The sequence below is a fragment of the Paramuribaculum intestinale genome (assembly GCF_003024925.1).
Lineage (GTDB): Bacteria > Bacteroidota > Bacteroidia > Bacteroidales > Muribaculaceae > Paramuribaculum > Paramuribaculum intestinale.
Map to the genome: position 1 here is coordinate 1 of NZ_PUED01000266.1, position 2443 is coordinate 2443.

The following is a 2443-nucleotide window of genomic DNA, read 5'->3' on the forward strand; positions in this document are numbered from 1 at the left end:
GCATACTGATGGCCCTCATCGTAGGAAGCGTGGTGATCGGAGGCATCAAGCGCATCGCATCCGTAGCCACAGTGCTCGTACCGTTCATGGTCACGACCTACTTCATCATGGTGGCCTACATCGTGGCCGCCAACATCGAGGCTGTACCCGGAGTGTTCGCCTCTATTTTCAGCGAGGCATTCAGCCTCCGCGCCGGATGGGGAGCACTGGCCGGAGTGGCCATCATCGGAGCACGCCGCGCAGCCCTCGTCAACGACGCCGGAGTAGGCACCGCCTCCATCATGCACGCCACGTCGGCCAACAAGGAGCCCGTCAGAGAAGGACTCATCGCCATGCTCGGCCCGGCCATAGACTCAGGCTTCGTATGCACACTTACAGCCGTGGCTCTGCTGCTTGCCGGCGACTTCAGCCAGAGCGGACCGCAAGGACTGTCGCTCGCCATCGATGCATTCGGCCGAGCCATACCCTTCGGCGAATATCTGCTCACAGCCATAGTCACCTGCTTCGCCCTCAGCTCCATGTTCACCTATTCATTCTACGGCAGCCGTTGCGCCGCCTACCTGTTCGGCGAACGGAGCAGCCGATGGTACACACTCGCGTTCACCCTGTCGCTGATACTGTTCGCAGCCGTACCGCTGAGCGCCGCAGTAGCCATGTGCGACCTGTTCTACGCCCTCATGGCATTCCCAACCATGCTCTCGCTTATATTGCTCCGCAAAAGCGTGAGAAAAGCAACCCTACAATACTTCAACAGAGATAACAACTATGCTGACACCACAAGAGAAGCTACAGCTTGAAGAAAAGGTAGTAGCAATGCTCAAGACTGTCTTCGACCCAGAGATACCGGTCGACATCTACAGCCTCGGACTCGTCTATGGAATCGATATAGACGATGACGCCAATCTGAAAATCGACATGACACTGACAGCGCCCAACTGCCCCGCCGCCGACTTCATCATCGACGACGCACGCATAAAGCTCGAAAGCATCGAGGGGATCAAAAGCGTGGATATACGCCTCGTGTTCGAACCCGTATGGGACAAGGACATGATGAGCGACGAAGCCAAACTCGACCTCGGCTTCATGTAATACGCACCATCACCCCGCGCACGACATGGATCAGGAAAAAGCCTACTTCATATCCGACCTGCATCTGGGAGCGCAGTGGATCGCCGACAACCGCGCCCACGAACTCGCCATTGCCGAATGGATCAGATCGCTTGCCGGCAAAGCCTCCGCGCTCTACATCCTCGGCGACGCCATCGACTACTGGTATGAATACCGCACCGTGGTGCCACGCGGATTCGTGCGCTTCTTCGCGGCCATTGCATCGCTCACCGACGCCGGGACGCCGGTCTACTGGCTTAAAGGCAACCATGACATATGGATCTTTGACTACCTGCCCCGGGAGATCGGAGTGAAAGTGATCGACGGCCCGCTCCACACCCGGATACTCGGCCACACATTCTATCTCGAGCACGGCGACCTTAGCGGAGAGCCGCGCCCCTCCTACCGCCGGATGCAGCGCATATTCCGCAACCCCACTGCACAACGGCTCTTTGCAGCCATACACCCGCGATGGACCGTCGGATTCGCCCACCGATGGTCGTCCCACTCACGGCGCAACGGCAAAGAGGCATCCGACCGGCTCAGCGACAACGACCAGCTGATCACATTCGCAAAAAACTACCTCGCCATGCATCCCGACACCGAATACTTCGTTTTCGGCCACCGCCACGTGGTAGTTGACACTGACATCGCTCCGGGATGCCGCCTCGTGATACTCGGCGAAGGATTCCGGCTCATGACCTACGGAGTTTTTGACGGAAACAGCTTCGAAATTCACAAAATTAAGTAACATTAACAATCGGAGCGTTTTTATAGAAAATTTACTACCTGTTGAATGTCAACATTTTGTAACATATGCCACAATTTTTATGCGCTACAATGATGTTACACAACATATTTTTTTATTCGTCGGTGACAGAATTAAGGCATACCTTTGCGTTACAAAACTAAAACAATCTTTTTTACCTTAGAAATTCTACCTTATTGAAACTCATAGGAGAGGATTCCGCGGCAGCGGCGTCCTCTTTTATATTTATGGCCACAGCACAGTCCGGCCCACAGCACACCTTGCCATCCCTCCGCTGTCACACCGGCATCCCCTCCGTCGACCGTCGGCCACAGATCCTACCGATAGCCGCTATCGTAATTTCCCATCAAAAACACTATGTACCCACAGCCACATAAGCTTACTTTGCGGCCGCAAAAGCTGATCGGCCGACAGTCACCGACGCACAAAACACAAATCTAAGAAACTGTTTAAAATTAGAATTGAAAAAATGTTATAGGGCATAACAAACCCTCAGCCAAAGTGTTGAAGGAGAAAAACATTGTTCATATGCATAGAATCAATCTCTATCAGACACTTTTGACCGAG

General features: G+C 53.9%; 3 protein-coding genes. All 3 read left to right on the forward strand.

Annotated elements, in window-relative coordinates; translation table 11 throughout:
- Positions 1–797, forward strand: a 797-nt coding sequence (locus C5O24_RS12520) for an alanine:cation symporter family protein (RefSeq protein WP_161553906.1), incomplete at its 5' end; no start/stop codon positions are given.
- The gene (locus C5O24_RS12525) at positions 766–1089 is read left to right on the forward strand and encodes a metal-sulfur cluster assembly factor (RefSeq protein ID WP_107035261.1); all 324 of its coding nucleotides are present in this window, start codon (positions 766–768) and stop codon (positions 1087–1089) included. The genes C5O24_RS12520 and C5O24_RS12525, both read left to right, overlap by 32 nt.
- Before the next feature lie 25 nt (positions 1090–1114).
- Complete coding sequence (locus C5O24_RS12530; RefSeq protein WP_107035262.1) at positions 1115–1858, forward strand: UDP-2,3-diacylglucosamine diphosphatase; 744 nt, start codon at positions 1115–1117, stop codon at positions 1856–1858.
- Positions 1859–2443 lie beyond the last annotated feature (585 nt).